Raw genomic sequence first — 17,320 nt, forward strand, 5'->3', positions numbered from 1 at the left:
AAAGTCCGATTCGGGCAAAAAGGCCATTTACATTGCTTAGGTTCTGGTGCACAGGGCGAATCGGGTTCTCAGTCCGAGGATACGGGTGCACTTTCTTTTGGAGTGGGGGATTCCGGCTCATAACCACACTTGGCGATCCTGCGCCGAAGCCATCCGCCGCGCAGATAGTAGATGACAAAGAGAAGGGATGTGATCGACCAGGTCAGCGGATAGCTGAACATGACGGTAGTCATCTCATGCCGCAGCGGGAGGGCGGCAAACACCCAGACGATCCGCAGCAGGCAGACCCCGCAACCGGTCATAATCATCGGGACGAGCGAATCCCCAACGCCGCGGATCGCGCCTGACAGCACCTCGATACAGATATAGGTGGCATAGAACGGGACGAGGAACCGCAGCATCTGCATCCCCTCGGTCATCACCAGGAGATCGTCGGTAAAGATTTTAAAGATCGGTTCACAGAAGAAATAGAGGAAGAAACTGCAAAAGACAGCGGTTCCCAGCGTCAGTCCGAGACAGATACGCACACTCTGCCGGATACGGTCGTATTTCTGCGCACCGAAGTTCTGCCCGACAAAGGTAGTCACCGAGATGCCGTAGGCGCTCAGGATCATCCAGAAGAAACCGTCAATCTTACCGAATGCGGTCCATGCAGCGATTGTATTGGTGCCAAACGTGTTGATCGCCGACTGGATAATCATATTGGAGATTGTGTACATATTTGACTGCAAGCCAGCCGGAATCCCCACCTTGAGCACGCTTCTGAGAACGTGCGGGGTGAACTTCAGCTCCTCGGGGAACAGCCGGTAGACCTGGTTGGAGTGCATCAGTGTAAAGATCACCAGCCCGGCGGCGAGGATCTGCGAACTCAGGGTGGCCAGTGCAACCCCGAGCACCCCCAGCCGGAAGACCACCACAAGGATCAGGTCAAGGAAGATGTTGGTGAGACAGGCGGCCATCAGGAAATAGAGCGGACGCTGGGTGTCCCCAACCGCCCGCAGGATACCCGAACCGATATTGTAGAGGAAGGCCGCGACGATGCCGAAAAAGTAGACCCGCAGATAGGTCAGCGCATGATCCATGATGTCGGCAGGAGTGCCCATTGCGGTGAGCAGCGGGCGGGAGACCAGCAGGCCGAGAACGGTCATGCACAGTCCTCCCACGACCGCCATCAGGATCGAGGTATGTACCGTCCGGCGTACATCGTCGTAGTTGTGCCCGCCGAAATGCTGTGCAATCGTGACGGTGGTGCCTGATGAGACACCGACAAACAGGTTGACAAACAGGTTAATCAGGGTACCGGTGGTGCCGCCGACCGCCGCAAGCGCCTCTTTGCCGACAAACTTGCCGACGATAATCGCATCTGCTGTATTGTAAAGCTGCTGGAAAAAGGTCCCGAGCAGGATGGGGAAAAAGAAAAACAGCAGCTGCTTCCAGATAACGCCTTCAGTGATCCCGTTTTCAACAGGCGCTGTATGACGCAGGAGACGCATGATTGGGATGCTCCTTTTCTTTAAAATTTCAAAAAAATAACTGCCTGTCTGGACAGTATAACACAGCCTGCAAGCGGTGTCAAAAGGTTTTTTCAGCGCTCGCCGCGCGGCTTGCGGTGTGGTGGCAGGAGGGAGGATATGGGGGTGAAAGGGGCTGTGAAACAGGTGCTTGGAGAATAAAGGCAGGGCACCTCCAAACGGAAACCGTCCACGCCTGCACGTGGACGGTTTGACAAACAGTTATTTTGACTGTTTTTTCGCCTGCAAGTAATCGTTCAGCTCGGCATTGGGAATGTCGGTGATAAACATGTGGCCGGGCGAGTGGGTAATCACGATCGGGGGCTTTGCTGCTTCGATCGCTGCCTGCGGCGTGACGCCACACGGCCAGAACACCGGAATCTCCCCCTCGCGGATTTCGACTGCTTCGCCGTAGTCGGGTTTCATGATATCTGCGACCCCAACCACCGATGGGTCCCCCATATGCACCGGCGCACCGTGTACGTTGGGGAATTTGACCGTGATGTCATAGGCAAGGCGGGCGTTTTCCGGGGTCATAGGGCGCATGCTGCAAACCATGGGGCCTTCAAACGGTCCGGCTTTGACCGTCTGGATATTGGTCTTGTACATGGGGACGTTGCGTCCGGTCGCGATATGCCGGATTTCGATGCCTGCTTTCATCAGCGCTTCCTCGAAGGAGAAGCTGCACCCGATCAGGAACCCGACATACCCCTCTTTCCAGAACGCGGAGGCGTCGTTGACCTTTTCGCTGAACTCCCCGTTCCGGTAAATGAAATATTCGGGAATGTCGGTTACGATGTTTCCTCCCTCGCCCATAGCATGGGTTTCCGGAGTCCCCTCGATAATCTCAAGAACAGGACAGGGGAACGGGTTCTTTTCGGCGTATTCTTTGAAATCTGCTGCATATTCGGGCGGCAGGATCACGAGGTTGGCCTGTGCGTATCCGCGGCACATGCCCGCAGTGGGGAAGGTGATCTCACCCGAACGGATGCGCTGGCGCACCTCGGCGGGGGACATGTCAACATAGGGGGTGATGTCAAAACGCGGCATGGTTATGCTCCTTTCGGTCACTGGTTTTGGGAGAGTGATCCCCGTTTACCGGGGGAGGCAGGCATATTTTTGAGGGCGCGGCGGCTGTTTTGCGGGTCCGGCAGACGGGTCATAGGTGTGGGAGAGCGCTTCACGCAGTGCACGCAGGTAGGCTTTGCGGTCGAGATAGAGGTCCTGCGCTTCGGTAATCCCAACCTGTACAAACCGGATTTTGTCACCCGCCTTGATCTGTGCGGCCTTGCTGAAATCCGCTGAAATGACCGTCGCAATCTTGGTGTAGCCGCCCACTGTCTGCCGGTCGGCAACCATAATAATCGGTTTGCCCTCGGATGGGACCTGGATCGCGCCGAACGAGATACCGTCCGAAATGATGTTGCCGTCCTTGACATGCTCGATCACCGGGCCGTCCAGACGGCAGCCCATCCGGTCGGACTGGACCGTTACCGCGTAGGTTTCCCCAAGGAACGTCTTGATGCCGGCTTCGGTGAATGCATCATCCTGCGGGCCAAGCACGACGCGCAGGGTAACGTCGGTTTTCGTAAACGTCTCGGCATCTGCGACCGCGCGTTTTTCCATGTTCGGGAGCTGGGCAGTGGGTGCGCGGAAGGCGATGATATCCTCTTTATCCAGCTTGCGCCCCTCCAAGCCGCCGATCTTCGCCTTGAGGTAGGTCGAGCGGCTGCCCATGACCTGTGGAATCTCCAGCCCGCCGGCAAATGCGATATAGGCGCGGCAGCCTGAACGGGGAGCCGCAAACGAGAGCACCTGCCCCTTCTGGACTGCAACCGCGCGGTTCATCGGGAAGGATTTCCCGTCGAGCTGGGGGGTGAGGTCGCCGCCGGTGACTGCGATGCAGTTGGCCTCCTGAAACTCAATGCGCGGACCGAGCATGGTGACTTCGAGCACCGCCTCGTTATCCTCGTTGCCGACGAGGATATTTGCGATCGCAGCGGCCTGCGGATCCATCGCTCCCGAGACCGGCACGCCAAACTGCTGGTAACCGATACGCCCGTTATCCTGTACAGTGGTCAGCATCCCGCCGTTTATAATACGAATGCTCATTTCTGCTCCTCCTTTTTGGGATAGCGGCGGCACTCGTAGGCGCCCGCCTCAACCTGCTTCTGAATCTGCTCGAACTCCTTGCGGTCGATCGGGCGGAATTTGATGTACTGTCCCGCTTCGGGCAGGATAGGGACTGCGCGGTTGGGGTCGTACATCTTCACAGGGGTCAGGCCGATGAGCTGCCAGCCGCCGGGGGAGTCGATCGGATAAACACCGGTCTGCTCGCCCGCGATACCGACCGAACCTCCCGGGATTTTCACCCGCGGGCTTTGCAGGCGCGGGGTGGCGATCTCCTTGCTCATGCCGCCCAGATAGGTGAAGCCGGGGGTAAACCCGAGCATGTAGATGAGATATTCGGTTGAGGAGTGGATTTTGATGACCTCTTCGGGGGTCTTGTTGTTGTGCTTGGCGACAAATTCGAGGTCCGGGCCTTCCTCGCCGCCATAGAGCACCGGGATTTCGAGCACGTCGCTCGGGGGGATTTCGATCTTGTCCAGATCGCCCATCAGCCCCTGCATCTGCTCGACCAGCTTTTCATAGCGGATGACCGCAGGGTCGTAATGGACCATCAGCGCGCGGTAGCTCGGCACCGTTTCGACGATGCCCTTGATCCCGCTGCCCTGGAGCGCGATGTTGAACGCGCGGATTTTGGCGTTGATGGCGGTGCTGATCTCATTGCCGAACTCCACCGAAACCGAGGTGTCGCCGGTCAACAGAAATTTTACAGAATCCATAGGTTGGCAGTCCTCCATTCTGAATGGGTTCTCCCATATGCGGACTGTGGCGCGCGGATGCGCGCCACAGCAGCAGGGATCACCGGGTCTTATTTAAACAGGTTGAGCAGGTTCGGGACCGACTTCAGCCCGACAAAACCGGTCAGGCAGACAACGACCACGCCCGCGACGATCAGGAAGGTCGGGTGCTTGTAGCTTTCGCCGACAATCTTCTTGTTGCGGCTGGCAAGCAGCATGACGCCGAGGGTGATCGGCAGGATCAGGCCGTTGAGCGAGCCTGCGACGATCAGCAGCTTGGCAGCGCCGCCGAGGATCGCCATAATCAGGGTCGAGAAAGCGATAAAGCCGATAACAAACCACTTCTCGTTCTGCGCAATGAACGGATGCAGGGTCTTGAGGAACGAAACCGAAGTGTAAGCTGCGCCGATGACCGAGGTGATCGCGGCGGAGAGCAGCGCGATGCCGAACAGGCGGTAGCCGATCTCACCGGCCGCCAGACGGAACGCCTCGGCCGCAGGGTTGGACGCACCCGCGACCTGTGCCGCGGCAGCAGCACCACCCGCGGTGCAGACGCCCAGAACCGCGAGGAAGAGCAGGATGCGGACGGTGCCCGAAACACCGATACCGGTCAGCACGCTCTTGCGGATATGCTGGATGTTTTCCGGGCCGCTGATGCCCGCGTCGATCAGGCGGTGGGAGCCGGAGAATGCGATATAACCGCCGCACGAGCCGCCCAGCAGGGTAATCATCGGGAAGAGCAGGGTGGACGGGTTATCCGGCATAAAGACTTTGGCGGCAACCTCGCCGACCGGGGGCTTGGAAGCAACCGCGACGATCGCGATCGAAACCAGGATGATTCCGGCGAGCACCTTGGTGACCTTATCCATCACGCCGGTGGCGTTTTTGGAAAGGAAGATGCAGATTGCGATAACGCCCGCAATGATACAGCCAACCTTCTCGGGGATACCGAGCAGGGCATTGAAGCCGAGCGCCGCGCCGCCGACATTTCCGATGTTGAATGCGAGGCCGCCGAGCGCAACCATGAAGGCCACGACAAAGCCGAGGCCGGGAAGCACCTTATTGGCGATGTCCTGCCCGCGCATCCCCGAAACACCGATGATCGACCAGATGTTGGCCTGGGCGATGATGTCGAGGATGATGGTACAGAGGATAACCGTCGCGAACGACGATAGGTACTGCGAGGTAAAGGTGGAAGTCTGTGTAAGGAAGCCCGGCCCGATCGCCGAAGTCGCCATCAGGAACGCTGCGCCGAACAGCGCACCGCCGCTCTTTTTCACCGGAGCCGCATTGGTAGTGTTCTCTTTGCTCATGTATGTACCCTCCTAGTTACAATCGTTGGGACCGTCCGGATCAGACGATCGCGTCAAGGTTGCAGATCTCTACGCCGTTTTTCTGAAGCTCTGTGCGGATATTGCTGACAAATTCGAGCGCGGACGGATTGTCCCCATGCACGCAGATCGAATCCGCCTTGATTTCGATCTCCTTGCCGGTGATGCTCTCGACCTTACCCTGGGTAACCATGCCGATTACCCGCTTGATTGCGAGGTCTTTGTCGTGGATGACAGCGCCTTCCTGACGTCTGGGGACGAGGTTGCCGTCCTCGAGGTAGGCGCGGTCCGCGAATACTTCGCTGGCAACCTTCAGGCCAACCTCGCGGCCCGCTTCGAGCATCTTGCTGTTGGCCAGCCCGAGCAGGATGATGCTGCTGTCCACCTCTGCAACCGCTTCGCAGATCGCGAGCGCGAGCTTCATGTCAACCGCAGCCATGTTGTAGAGTGCGCCGTGGGGCTTGACATGCTGGAGGCGGACGTCGGCCGATTTGGTGAAGGCGAGCAGTGCGCCGAGCTGGTATTTCACATCTGCTTTTGCTTCGGCGGGGGAAGCTGCCAGGTTGCGGCGTCCGAAACCAACCAGGTCCGGGAACCCGGGATGCGCGCCGATAGCAGTGCCCGCAGCTTTTGCCAGTTCGACCGTCTTGCCCATGACCAGCGGGTCGCCAGCGTGGAAGCCGCATGCCACGTTTGCCGACGACACGTACTTGAGGATTTCGGAGTCCATACCAATGGTATAGGCGCCAAAGCTCTCACCAAGGTCGCTGTTGAGGTCTACTTTGTACATAAAAAACCCTCCTTAAAAAATTAAGAATTTGTGTTTGTTGGTTAAATTAAACAGCAAATTGAGTGCCAGTTTTCGGGAGCAAAAGCAGAAATATCCGGAAACCCCCGCCAGAAGCGGCGTATAAAATTTTTCTATACCATTTTCCGGCGCAGGAAATACAAGGATTTGCTGCAAAAAAAGCAAAAAGATGTGCAGAATCGCACATGTTGGCTGTGCGGTCATGCACACCTGCGCATCTCTGCACCAACTGGGAATCCCTATCCAGAGGGATAGATGCAAAAAGGCGGGCAGTCCAACGGATTTGCATAGTTTTGAAAAAATCCTGCAAATGGGACGGCCTGTCCGAAATCCCTGTCCAAGCGCTTTGAAATAGTCCTGACCTGCCGGATACCGTCAGGCTTCCAGGCGGCGCTTGAGGGTGAACCGGGTACAGCCGAGAAGCTGGGCAGCTTTTGACTGGTTGCCCCCGCAGAGCGCGAGCGCCTTGTCGATATAGGTGCGTTCAAACCGGTCGATCTCCGCTTGCAGGTCGACCGGGCCTTCCGAGAGGTCTTTGAGCGGAAATGCGCCCGGGGGGCTGATCTGCGGCCCGCCTTCCCGCAGGATCGAACCGGTGAGGGTGCTCCCTTCACAGAAGAGGACACACCGCTCCATCACGTTGCGCAGTTCCCGGACATTGCCTTTCCAGTCGTGGCGGTTCATCTGCTCCATCAAGGCGGGGTCGATCGAGGTGATATTTCTGTTGAATTTTCGATTAAAATACTCTAAGTAATATTCGCTCAGCACCCGGATGTCCTCCCGGCGCTCCCGCAGCGGCGGAATCTGCACCTGCATCACATCCAGCCGGTAGAACAGGTCCTGACGGAACCGGCCGTTCACAATCTCCTTTTCAAGGTCGCGGTTGGTAGCGGCGATCACCCGCACATTGACTTCGATGTCGGTCAGGCCCCCCACCCGCTTGAAGCTGCGGTCCTCCAGAAAGGTCAGCAGCTTGGCCTGCATGGTCAGCGGCATCTCGCCGATCTCATCCAGAAAGATGGTACCGCCGTTCGCCAGCTCGAACAGGCCCTTTTTGGTTTTGAGCGCGCCGGTGAATGCGCCCTTCTCATACCCGAACAGCTCGGCTTCGAGCAGCGTTTCGGGGATAGCGCTGCAGTTGATCTTGACCAGCGGATCATCCCTGCGGCCGCTCGAGTAGTGCACCATGTTGACGACCACCTCTTTGCCGGTGCCGGTCTCCCCGCGGATCAGCAGATCCACATTATCGTTTTTGGCGAGCAGCAGGACATGCTTGCGGATCAGCTGGATGGCGGGGCTGGCGCCGACCAGCTCCCGCGGCTTGCCGCCCTTGAGCAGTTCAAGGCTGCGGCGGTTTTTGAGCTGGACCAGGCTGCGGCGGATCTGAAGGTCGATCGCGTCGATGTCAAACGGCTTCTGCACATAGTCGAACGCGCCTTTCTTGATCGCAGCCACCGCCTGTGAAACGGTGCCGTAGGCGGTCATCATCACAATCTGGATGTCCTCGTCGATCCGCTTGATTGGCTCGATATAGTCGATCCCGAGATCATCCCCCAGCCGGTTGTCAAGCAGGACGAAGTCGGGCCGGAACCGTTCGGCAGCGGCAAGTCCGTCCCGGATGTTGTCCGATGTTTCCACCAGATAGCCGAGGTCGGAAAGCCCGTTTTCGAGCGAAACCCGGATCAGAAATTCGTCGTCGATCACAAGTACCTTATATTTCATGATGTCCCTCCCGTGTGGAAGATGATGGTGATGCGGGTGCCCTGCCCGGCAGCGGTATCGATCGAGAAAGAGCCGTTGTTCTGGGCGAGCAGGCGGGAGACGATCGAAAGCCCCAGCCCGCCGCCGGTACGCCCCTCCTCCAGCGAAGCATGTACGCCCCGCAGGGTGGCTTCGTCCATCCCATCCCCGGTGTCCGAGACAGTGAGGACGGTCGAATCCCCTTCCCTGTGGGCTTCCAGCGCGATTTCCCCACCGCTGTGGAGCGATTTGATGCTGTTGTTGATGAGATTGACAAGCACCTGCCGGATTTCCGATTCGTCGGCATAGAGCGGCGGGTCCCCCTGCACCCCGGCGGTGATCCGGATGCGGTTGTTCTGGGCGATCTTGGCATAAAGGAGCAGCAGCTCGTCGAACAGGGCGGGCAGGTTGATGAGTACCTTCTGGCTCTCCCGTTTGCGGGAGAGGTGGAGCAGGTCCTCGATCAGCCGGTTGACCCGGTCGACCTCCCCGAGGATGCTGGTACTGAGCATCCGGTCGCGGTCGCTCTCGAGCCGCCGGCTGATGACCTGTATTCCGGCCCGGATGCCGGCCAGCGGGTTGCGGATCTCATGCGCAAGCATCGCGGCGAGCTGGCCGGTATAGGCCAGCTTTTCCCCTTCAGTCAGCTTTTCCTCCATCCGTTTTTTGTAGGTGATCTCGTCGAGGGTGCAGAGGGTGCCGCCCTCCCCTTCGTCGGCGGTACGCAGCCGCCAGACCCCGATCTCATAGTCAACCGCCCGGCCGTCGGCATTTTGCAGGCGGATCGGGTCGTGCAGAACCTTGGGGCTGACGATGATCCCATCTACAATCTGCCGCAGGGTTTGCCCGCCGCAGAGGTATCCGGTCTGATCGAGCATCTCGACCGCCTTTGAGTTGATGCAGATGATCTCCTTTTCAGGGCTGCACGCAACGATCCCAAGCGGCAGGCTTTCCACGATCGTCTCGTTGAGCAGCTTCATCCGGAGGATTTCGTCGGTGTGGCTTGCAATGTCTGCCAGCATCCGCTGGAATGCATTGGCAAGCTGCCCGATCTCGTCGCTGCGTTCGGCATATTCATCCACCTGCGGGGAACGCCGGACCGGCTGCTCGCCCACCGCCACCACTCTACAGGCTTCACTGAGCTGCCGGAGCGGTTCGGAGATATTATAGGAAACGAAAAGGCTCACCTGCACAATGACAATCAGCAGGGCGATGGTTGCGAGGATCATATATTTCTGTTCTTCGATCAGGCTGTTCCAGAAGGCGGTGCGGTCTAGGGCATAGCAGGCGCGCCAGCCGAACGCGGGGAGGCCGGTTTCAAGCAGGATGTCATCCGGGTCGGGCGGCTGTGTGCCGAGCAGCAGAACGCCATCCGCATCGAAGAGATAGAGGGAATCGTTCTGGATCAGGCGGTATTTCTGTAGCAGGAGCGTCCCGCTGCCGGAAAGCCCGGCGTCCAGCTCGAGGGCGCGCAGACTGGATGCGGCGGCAGCGCGTTCCCGCTCCATCTTCTGGACATAGCCGTTCCAGGTCATGATCGTGCCGAAACAGAGGATGGTCAGGATGCCGATGGTCAAAAACGGGATCATAATTTTATGCTCGATGTTCAGCCGGAATTTCATCCCCTGCCCCCTTTCCGCGCGCATACAGGCTCCCCGCCGCGAGCGCCGCTGTCGAAATCGCCACGCAGGGCATCGAGGGATGGAACCGGAGCAGGCCCGCATAATAGAGCGGGTAAAAAAGCAGAATCGAAGCAAGCCCGGAAAGCAGGCTGGCCCAGACCCCGGTACGGTTGACCTTTTTGAAGAGCAAGGTGCCATACATTGCGGGAAAAAGGGTGGCGGCGACCACTCCCCAGATGTCGCCTCCGTACGAGATCACGCTGTCGGGCGGGTCGATCGCGAGCAGCATCGAGAGGGTGCCCCCGGCGAAGATCCCGAGCCGGCTCAACCGCAGGATGGATTCGCGGGAGAGGTTCCGCCGGCTGACTGCGGGTGCAATATCGTAGGCGAACGAAGAGGCGATCAGAAGGAGCTGGGAGTTGGCGGTTGAGACGCATGCCCCGATGATCGAGAAGAGGAAAAAACCGCTCCAGGCGCTGTAAAGCTGGTTGTTAATCAGCCAGGTGATGATTTCGTCGGTTTTGGAGACGGTGGACAGGGTGGGGATCAGCACCCGCATCCCCAGCCCGATCTGGATCAACGAGAAATAGACAAGCGCCAGAAACCCCAGGGAACAGAGGACGGTGCGCCGGGCCGTTTTTTTGTTCTGTGCCGAGAGCATCCGGATGGTGTACTGGGGATTTGCGGCGAGCCCCAGCCCCCAGCCGCAGAACATGCTCAGGTTCATCAGCGGGGTGAACAGCCCTTCCCCGAATGGGCGGAGCAGGCCGCCCGGTTCGGTCGGATAGGGGGTCCCAGGGTGGGCGAACCCCGAAATGCCGGCAGCGGAACGGTGGATTTCGAGCACGCCTCCCGCCCGCGAGGTGATGGTGACAAACAGCACAGCGATGCTGATGGCGAGCAGGATCAGGTTAAAGACATCGCTGCGGGTGACCGACCGGTAACCGCCAAAGGTGGTGTAAAGGATGAAGAGATAGACCAGCAGGATCGAGATGCCGTAGGGGATGTCGAAGAGGGTGGAAGCGACCACCCCGAACCCCTTGATCTGGATGACCAGATAAAAGATGTACACCGCGATAAAGACTGCGGCATAGGCCACCTGGAGCCCCTTGGAGCCAAACCGCTTATAAAAAAGCTCGGGGATGGTCAAAATTTCGTTGTCGTAGAGACGGTCGCTGATCCCGACGAGGAAAAATGCGCCGATAAACCAGGGGAATACCGAATAGAGCATGACGTTGTAGCCGCTCTCGTAGACGCTTCCGGTCAGGCTCAGGATGCTGGCAGCGGAAACCCAGGTCCCGGAGAAGGTCGCCATGCACCGCCAGAGGCTGAGGTGGCGTCCGCCGAGAAAAAACTGTCCGACCGTGTTCCCGTCCCGCAGGCTGCTTTTGCCGATCAGGAGCAGGACGGTCGAATAGGCGCAGAAATAGAGCAGGTAAAGCAGGGTCTTATTCATGATGTCCGGCCCCTGTCAAAAGCGGAGCAGCAGGTCATACCAGACCGCGCCGCCATGCACCGACTGGGAGACCCCAAGGTTCTCGAAGCCGAACTGCTCGTAATAGGGGATCAGATGCTGCTTGCAGGTCAGGATGACTCCCTTGCGTCCGTCCGCGCGTGCCAGCTCACAGAATGCCCGCATCAGCTGGGCGGCAATCCCGCGGCGCTGGTATTCGGGCAGCACGCACAGCCCGAATACCGACTGGTAAGCACCATCGGGATTGTGCAGGCTGGCATCGGCGAACAGGTCGTCGGTGATCGTCTGCTGGCTGGTGACGCATCCGTTGATCAGGCCGGCGGGCGCCCCTTCCAGCTCGGCAATCAGGAAGCTGTGCGGAAAGGCCGCGATCCGGCGGGCCATCGTCTCCCTTTTGGCTGCTTCGGCGGGCGGGAAACAGGCCGCCTCGATTTTCGTAACCGTATCAAGGTCAGCGGGGCATATCCTGCGGATCGAAAGGTCCATAAAAGTCCCTCCAGTTGGTTTGGATTGCGGGAGGGCGGAAAGCCCATCCGGCAGGATTATTTTAACACAGAGCCCCTGTTGTTGGCAAGGAGAGGGGGTTTACATCCTGCGGCGAATCTGATATGATAAAAAACATCCGGTATTTGTTTCCTCCGTGTTTTGTATGAACATGCTTGAAAGCATTTCGTCGTTTTTGGCTGTGCCGTTTATAAAAAGAGATGGGAGCGCTTTGGATGGGCTGTGCGCAAAAGGGGTTCGGCTAGGCATGGAACAGATTGATCCCTGAGGGGGAAACGTGCCCCACCGGACAGCAAAAGGGGTTTGTGCCGGTTGGGCTGCGCAAGGATGTCCAGGTGGTGATTGGGGTAAAAAACCTCCGCGTCATAGGGGACGAAACAAATCCTGAGAATGGAGCGGTCTAATGCGAGGGAGAAATAAAACATCTGAATCGAAAAAAGCGGACGTCGATTGACGTCCGCTTTTTGTTTCCCCCTTTACCGCATTAGCACAATCTATATTTGAAAGTAAAAAAGGAAGTGTGTGAAAATGATGCCGGAAAAACATCTGCAATGGCTCCGGACGGTGCCGTTGATCTTGCTTGGGAATGCGGTCTATGCGCTGGCGGTGACCGCATTTATCCTCCCCACCGGACTGGTCACCGGTGGAAGCACCGGTCTGGCGCTGGTCTTTTACCACGGCGCCGGGGTGCCGGTAACTCTGTTTGTCTCGGCCTTCAACCTGCTGATGTTCCTGGTGGGGCTGGCAGTGCTGGGCAGGCAGTTTGCGCTGACGACCCTGCTCAGTACGGTTTCTTATCCGCTCATCCTCGGGGTGCTCGAGCGGCTTCCTCAGCTCGAGGCGCTTACCTCCGACCGGATGCTCGCCGCTGTCTATGGCGGCCTGATGATCGGGCTGGGCATCGGTATCGTCATCAAGGCGGGGGCTTCCACCGGAGGTATGGACATCCCGCCGCTCGTACTCAGGAAAAAACTGGGCATCCCGGTTTCCCTTTCGATGTATGGGTTTGATTTCCTGATCCTGTTGTTCCAGATGCGGTTCGCCGATCAGGAACAGGTGTTATACGGCCTGCTGATGGTGCTGATCTACACCACCGTACTGGACAAGGTGCTGCTGTTTGGGCAGGCGCGCACACAGGTCAAGGTGGTCAGCGAGCAGTATGAGCAGATCAACCGGGAGATCATCCAGACCCTCGACCGCGGGTCCACCCTCATCCATGCGGAGACCGGCTATCTGCGCACCTGCCGGCCGGTGGTTCTGACGGTGGTTTCCAACCGGGAACTGCCCCGGCTCAACGAGCTGATCCTCTCGATCGACCCGAATGCGTTTATGGTCATCAACCGGGTCAGCGAGGTAAAAGGACGGGGGTTCACCCTCTCCAAGGAGAACCGCGCCCCGCTTTTGGAGCCGGAGGAACCGCCCGGCGGGTCGCAAGCGTAGAGCCGGAGATGCCTGCGGCCTTCCTTGCAGGGTGTTTCTTATTCAGGAAAAAGCTCCCTGCAAAAGATGCGAAACAGGCTCCCGAAAAGGAAATGTTTTACAAATTGAGTGCATAAACAGTGCAATATTCGTATAAAAATACATCTTCGGCGCTATGGAAACAGAAGGCAGGGGTGTTTTTTATCGGATTACTGGGATTTTGGATAAAAAAACACATCGAAATCCACGAAAAAAGAGGATTTTGCCGGATAGACAAACCGGAAAAAATATTGTATAATTATCCAAACCGAAAAAGAGGAAGGGGAAGTCAGGTATGCCCGGCAGACGGATGAATCAGTTTTGTATTCAAGCGGGTCTGGTTTTCTATTCTGTTTTTCACCCTTGATGAAACGCCTGCCCATTTCTTTGATGGGTGGGTATTTTTGTGTCTGACTGAAAAAGGAGGAAACGATGAACAGGCTGTGGATCAAACAGGCGCGGTTGATTGATCCGTCCAGCGGGACCGACCAGATGGGGGACCTTCTGGTTGAGAACGGCGTAATCGCCGCGGCCGGGACGGTTCCTGCCCATTCCGGGGACTGCGAAACGCTCGATGCGACGGGCCTTTGCCTTGCCCCCGGGCTGGTGGATATGCACGTACATCTGCGTGACCCCGGCTTCACCCATAAGGAAGATATTTTGACCGGCTGCGCGGCTGCGGCCGCGGGCGGCTTCACCGCGGTGGCCTGCATGCCCAACACCAAACCCGCCTGCGACAGCCCCGAGGTGGTCGCGGAGATTCTCGGGCGGGCAAAAGCGGCAAAAGCGCGGGTCTGTCCGGTGGCGGCGATTACCTGCGGGCTGCGCGGGGAACAGCGCACCAATCTCGCCGCGTTGCGGGAAGCGGGCGCGGTGGCGGTCAGCGATGACGGGCGCCCGGTGCCGAACAACCGCCTGATGCTGGAAACGCTGCGGGAGGCGCAGGAACAGGGCCTGTGCGTCATCAGCCACGCGGAAGACCTTGAGATCGTGGACGGCGGGATCATGCACAAGGGGCGGGTCAGCGCACAGCTTGGGGTCAAAGGGATCGACCGCGCCTCCGAGGACTGCAACACCGCCGCAGTCGTGGCGCTCGCGGAATCCTCCGGGACAAGGGTGCATATTGCCCATGTATCGACCAGCGGGTCGGTGGCGCTCATCCGGGACGCCAAGCGCCGGGGTGCGCAGGTGACCTGCGAAACCGGTCCCCACTATTTCACGCTGACCGATCAGAAGCTGCTCTCCCGGGACGCCAACTTCCGGATGAACCCTCCGCTGCGGGAGGAATCCGACCGGCTGGCTATCCTCGAGGGGATCGCGGACGGGACGATCGACTGTATCGCGACCGACCATGCCCCCCACGCGAAAGAAGAAAAGGCGGTGTTTGAGACCGCTCCAAACGGGGTCATCGGCCTGGAAACTTCGCTTGCCCTCTGCCTGACCCATCTGGTTCGCCCGGGCATTATCCCGCTGGTGCGGCTGATCGAGATGATGAGCCTTTCCCCCGCCCGGCTGCTCGGGATCAAGGCGGGGACTCTGCAAGCCGGTGCGCCCGCCGATCTGGTGCTGTTCGACCCGGAGGAGCGATGGACGGTCGACCGGACCAGGCTGCATGGAAAATCCGAAAATACCTGCTTTGACCGGATGGAGGTCACCGGCAGGGTCAAATACACCCTGCTGGGCGGGCGGTTCACCTACCGGCAGCAGGACGACGATTGAGATGGAGGAAGAGATTTGGAAAAGCTGATACGCAGGATCATCGAGCGGAACAACCCGACCGTCGTGGGACTGGACCCCACACTGGACTATATCCCCGCACAGGTAAAGGCAGAAGCATTTGCGGAATATGGAAAAACGCTGCGCGGCGCCGCACACGCCTATCTCACCTATAATAAAGCGATCATCGACGCGATCTGCGATGTGGTCCCGGCAGTCAAGCCCCAGTGTGCCTATTATGAGCTGCTCGGATGGGAAGGGGTGAAGTGCCTCGCCGAGACGATCTCGTATGCACAGGAAAAAGGGATGTATGTCATCACCGACGGCAAGCGAAACGACATCGGTTCGACCATGCAGGCGTACGCCGCCGCCCACCTCGGGGAAATCGAGATTGAGGGGGAGAGGTGTGTCCCGTTCGGCGGGGATGCGCTGACGGTCAATGGGTATCTCGGCACCGATGGGATTAAACCGCTGCTGGAGGTGATAGGGGACAACCCAGACAAGGGGATTTTTGTGCTGGTCAAGACCTCCAATCCTTCCTCGGGTGAGCTTCAGGACCGGAAACTCGGAGAAAACGAGACGGTTTATGCCGCGATGGGCGATATGTGCGAGCGGTGGGGTGCAGGCAAGATCGGCCGGTACGACTATTCTAAGGTTGGAGCCGTAGTCGGCGCAACCTATCCGGCGCAGCTTTCCGAGCTGCGCGCCCGTCTGCCGCATACCTTCTTTCTGGTGCCGGGATACGGCGCACAGGGAGGCGGCGCCAAGGATGTAGCGGGCGCGTTTGACCAGAACGGCCTGGGCGGGATTGTGAATTCCTCCCGCGCGGTGCTGACTGCTTGGAAAAAAACTGGCGGGGACGGCAGGGACTTTGCGCAGGCCGCGCGTGCGGAGGCAATCCGGATGCGGGATGACATCACTTCGGCAATCCCGCCGATCCATTCCCCCGCGGGTATCTAAAGCTTTACTCAATTTTTCTCGAAAAATTGCGGGGCCGAGGGGCAGAGCCCCCGCCGCCGCGCGCACACGGCGGAACGTTTTGTCCTGGGAAGCGCTTTTTTGGGGTGAATCTGCCCTGACGGGGTCCGTCGGGGCAGATGAGGGGGCTTTTTGCAAGAGAAAAAGCCCCCTGCAAAGATGTGACAGGGTTTGTTTGGAAATGGAGGATACCTATGCAGATTTTACAGAACGAACAGAAAGCGACGCTCCTGCTCGCAGACGGGACAGTCTTTGAAGGGCTGTCGTTTGGCGCGCAGGGCACCACGATCGGTGAAGTGGTGTTCACAACCGGCATGACCGGCTATCAGGAGGCGCTGACCGATCCAAGCTACTGCGGGCAGATCGTCACCCAGACCTTCCCTTTGGTCGGTAACTACGGGGTCAATGAGGAGGACCAGGAGTCCGACCGGTCATACGTCAAAGGATATGTCGTCCGGGAGTGGTGCGAATGCCCCAGCAACTTCCGCTGTGAGGGGACAATCGACGCATTCCTCAAAAAACACGATATCATCGGTCTCTATGACATCGACACCCGCGCTCTGACCCGCAAGATCCGGGAACACGGGGTGATGAACGGGATGATTACCACCGAGGAAATCACCGACCGGGAGGCAGCGCTCGAGCGGATCGGCGCTTTTGCCATCCGGGATGCGGTCAGGACGGTCACAGCCGTCCAGCCGAAAAAATATACCTGTGAGAACCCGCAGTATGAGGTTGCGCTGATCGACTACGGCTACAAGCGCAATATCCGGCGGTCGCTGCTGCTGCGTGGGTGCAATGTCACCGTCCTGCCCGCGACAGTCGCCGCGGACCAGCTACGGGAGGGCGGCTTTGATGGGATTATGCTTTCCAACGGCCCGGGCGACCCTTCCGAAAATACCGAAGCGATCGAAAACCTCCGGGAGATCGCCCGGCTGGGTATCCCGATCTTCGGCATCTGCCTGGGGCACCAGCTGATGGCACTCGCGCAGGGCGCAAAAACTGCCAAGCTCAAGTATGGGCACCGGGGCGGCAACCAGCCGGTGATCGACCTTGCAACCGGGCTGACCTATGTCACCAGCCAGAACCACGGTTATGAGGTGCTGGGGGAGACGCTGCCCGCATCGGTCGGAAAGGTGAGCCACATCAATGCGAACGATAAGAGCTGCGAAGGGGTACAGTATGGGGATGGTTCGATCTTCACTGTGCAGTTCCACCCAGAGGCGCATTCCGGCCCGGAGGACACAGGCGTGCTGTTTGACCGGTTTGTGGACCTGATGAAAGCTGCAAAATCCGCGAAGGAGGTGGGCTGAA

General features: G+C 58.7%; 14 protein-coding genes. 4 read left to right on the top strand and 10 right to left on the bottom strand.

Annotation, left to right across the window (positions count from 1 at the left end; translation table 11 throughout):
• Positions 1-68 precede the first annotated feature (68 nt).
• The 10 genes from C814_RS12240 to C814_RS12285 form a co-directional block, all read right to left on the bottom strand.
• Positions 69-1,493 carry an MATE family efflux transporter gene (locus tag C814_RS12240; RefSeq protein ID WP_016315622.1) on the bottom strand — a complete coding sequence of 475 codons (1,425 nt, stop codon included), beginning with the start codon at positions 1,491-1,493 and terminating at the stop codon, positions 69-71.
• Positions 1,494-1,733: 240 nt separating this feature from the next.
• On the bottom strand, positions 1,734-2,561 hold the full coding sequence (locus C814_RS12245) for a putative hydro-lyase (protein ID WP_016315623.1): 828 nt from the start codon (positions 2,559-2,561) through the stop codon (positions 1,734-1,736).
• Between the two features lie 45 nt (positions 2,562-2,606).
• Positions 2,607-3,623, bottom strand: coding sequence for a 5-oxoprolinase subunit C family protein (locus C814_RS12250; RefSeq protein ID WP_016315624.1), 1,017 nt, complete (start codon positions 3,621-3,623; stop codon positions 2,607-2,609).
• On the bottom strand, positions 3,620-4,357 hold the full coding sequence (gene pxpB / locus C814_RS12255) for a 5-oxoprolinase subunit PxpB (protein ID WP_016315625.1): 738 nt from the start codon (positions 4,355-4,357) through the stop codon (positions 3,620-3,622). The genes C814_RS12250 and pxpB overlap by 4 nt, the downstream gene beginning before the upstream one ends.
• Before the next feature lie 89 nt (positions 4,358-4,446).
• Entirely contained in the window at positions 4,447-5,688 is a 1,242-nt protein-coding gene (locus C814_RS12260) for an NRAMP family divalent metal transporter (RefSeq protein ID WP_016315626.1), read from the bottom strand.
• A 40-nt stretch (positions 5,689-5,728) separates the two neighbouring features.
• Positions 5,729-6,496 carry a LamB/YcsF family protein gene (locus tag C814_RS12265; RefSeq protein WP_016315627.1) on the bottom strand — a complete coding sequence of 256 codons (768 nt, stop codon included), beginning with the start codon at positions 6,494-6,496 and terminating at the stop codon, positions 5,729-5,731.
• 393 nt (positions 6,497-6,889) lie between these two features.
• Entirely contained in the window at positions 6,890-8,236 is a 1,347-nt protein-coding gene (locus C814_RS12270) for a sigma-54-dependent transcriptional regulator (protein ID WP_016315628.1), read from the bottom strand.
• Entirely contained in the window at positions 8,233-9,876 is a 1,644-nt protein-coding gene (locus C814_RS12275; protein WP_022788370.1) for a sensor histidine kinase, read from the bottom strand. The genes C814_RS12270 and C814_RS12275 overlap by 4 nt, the downstream gene beginning before the upstream one ends.
• Positions 9,848-11,332 (bottom strand): sodium:solute symporter family protein, encoded by a 1,485-nt coding sequence (locus C814_RS12280; protein ID WP_016315630.1) that lies wholly within the window; start codon positions 11,330-11,332, stop codon positions 9,848-9,850. Before C814_RS12280 ends, C814_RS12275 begins: the two co-directional genes overlap by 29 nt.
• 15 nt (positions 11,333-11,347) lie before the next feature.
• Positions 11,348-11,836 carry a GNAT family N-acetyltransferase gene (locus C814_RS12285; protein ID WP_016315631.1) on the bottom strand — a complete coding sequence of 163 codons (489 nt, stop codon included), beginning with the start codon at positions 11,834-11,836 and terminating at the stop codon, positions 11,348-11,350.
• A gap of 546 nt (positions 11,837-12,382) precedes the next feature.
• On the opposite strand from C814_RS12285, the gene C814_RS12290 reads away from it, so the two are divergent.
• The 4 genes from C814_RS12290 to C814_RS12305 all read left to right on the top strand — a co-directional run bounded on the left by C814_RS12290 (position 12,383) and on the right by C814_RS12305 (position 17,319).
• Entirely contained in the window at positions 12,383-13,294 is a 912-nt protein-coding gene (locus tag C814_RS12290) for a YitT family protein (protein WP_016315632.1), read from the top strand.
• A 450-nt stretch (positions 13,295-13,744) separates the two neighbouring features.
• Positions 13,745-15,031 carry a dihydroorotase gene (locus tag C814_RS12295; RefSeq protein ID WP_016315633.1) on the top strand — a complete coding sequence of 429 codons (1,287 nt, stop codon included), beginning with the start codon at positions 13,745-13,747 and terminating at the stop codon, positions 15,029-15,031.
• A 15-nt stretch (positions 15,032-15,046) separates the two neighbouring features.
• Positions 15,047-15,988: an orotidine-5'-phosphate decarboxylase gene (gene pyrF, locus C814_RS12300; protein WP_016315634.1), complete on the top strand. Its 942-nt coding sequence runs from the start codon at positions 15,047-15,049 to the stop codon at positions 15,986-15,988.
• Positions 15,989-16,200: 212 nt separating this feature from the next.
• Entirely contained in the window at positions 16,201-17,319 is a 1,119-nt protein-coding gene (locus C814_RS12305; RefSeq protein ID WP_016315635.1) for a carbamoyl phosphate synthase small subunit, read from the top strand.
• Position 17,320: the final 1 nt, after the last annotated feature.

Origin of the sequence: Anaerotruncus sp. G3(2012), from assembly GCF_000403395.2 — a bacterium.
Taxonomy (GTDB): Bacteria; Bacillota; Clostridia; order Oscillospirales; family Ruminococcaceae; genus Anaerotruncus.

What these genes read in the sequence shown, in the direction of transcription:
- C814_RS12295 (WP_016315633.1), top strand. Translation starts at nt 13,745, where the DNA reads ATGAACAGGCTGTGGATCAAACAGGCGCGGTTGATTGATCCGTCCAGC.
- C814_RS12265 (WP_016315627.1), bottom strand. Translation starts at nt 6,496, where the DNA reads ATGTACAAAGTAGACCTCAACAGCGACCTTGGTGAGAGCTTTGGCGCC.
- C814_RS12280 (WP_016315630.1), bottom strand. Translation starts at nt 11,332, where the DNA reads ATGAATAAGACCCTGCTTTACCTGCTCTATTTCTGCGCCTATTCGACC.
- C814_RS12250 (WP_016315624.1), bottom strand. Translation starts at nt 3,623, where the DNA reads ATGAGCATTCGTATTATAAACGGCGGGATGCTGACCACTGTACAGGAT.
- C814_RS12245 (WP_016315623.1), bottom strand. Translation starts at nt 2,561, where the DNA reads ATGCCGCGTTTTGACATCACCCCCTATGTTGACATGTCCCCCGCCGAG.
- C814_RS12285 (WP_016315631.1), bottom strand. Translation starts at nt 11,836, where the DNA reads ATGGACCTTTCGATCCGCAGGATATGCCCCGCTGACCTTGATACGGTT.
- pxpB (WP_016315625.1), bottom strand. Translation starts at nt 4,357, where the DNA reads ATGGATTCTGTAAAATTTCTGTTGACCGGCGACACCTCGGTTTCGGTG.
- C814_RS12275 (WP_022788370.1), bottom strand. Translation starts at nt 9,876, where the DNA reads ATGAAATTCCGGCTGAACATCGAGCATAAAATTATGATCCCGTTTTTG.
- C814_RS12305 (WP_016315635.1), top strand. Translation starts at nt 16,201, where the DNA reads ATGCAGATTTTACAGAACGAACAGAAAGCGACGCTCCTGCTCGCAGAC.
- C814_RS12290 (WP_016315632.1), top strand. Translation starts at nt 12,383, where the DNA reads ATGATGCCGGAAAAACATCTGCAATGGCTCCGGACGGTGCCGTTGATC.
- C814_RS12270 (WP_016315628.1), bottom strand. Translation starts at nt 8,236, where the DNA reads ATGAAATATAAGGTACTTGTGATCGACGACGAATTTCTGATCCGGGTT.
- C814_RS12260 (WP_016315626.1), bottom strand. Translation starts at nt 5,688, where the DNA reads ATGAGCAAAGAGAACACTACCAATGCGGCTCCGGTGAAAAAGAGCGGC.
- C814_RS12240 (WP_016315622.1), bottom strand. Translation starts at nt 1,493, where the DNA reads ATGCGTCTCCTGCGTCATACAGCGCCTGTTGAAAACGGGATCACTGAA.